This window comes from Xenorhabdus bharatensis (assembly GCF_037996705.1).
GTDB lineage: Bacteria > Pseudomonadota > Gammaproteobacteria > Enterobacterales > Enterobacteriaceae > Xenorhabdus > Xenorhabdus bharatensis.
Genome location: NZ_JBBMXG010000103.1, coordinates 1 through 230 on the forward strand (window position 1 = coordinate 1; position 230 = coordinate 230).

Below are 230 nucleotides of genomic sequence, written 5' to 3' on the forward strand. Positions count from 1 at the left end.
CCGATTACGGCGGCAGATATACTGAATGACAAAGTGCTGCCGTTCTTTGAATCGCATCAATTACCGATGCTAAGAATTTTGACAGATAGGGGTACAGAATATTGCGGGCGTATCGAATGTCACGACTATCAGCTTTATTTAGCCGTCAATGATATCGACCACACAAAAACAAAGGCCCGCTCCCCCCAGACAAACGGCATCTGTGAACGTTTCCATAAGAGCATTTTGAA

General features: G+C 44.8%; 1 pseudogene. It reads left to right on the forward strand.

The features are described 5' to 3' along the window. Nucleotides 1-230, forward strand: a pseudogene (locus tag AAC855_RS21830) (IS481 family transposase); the annotation flags it as partial.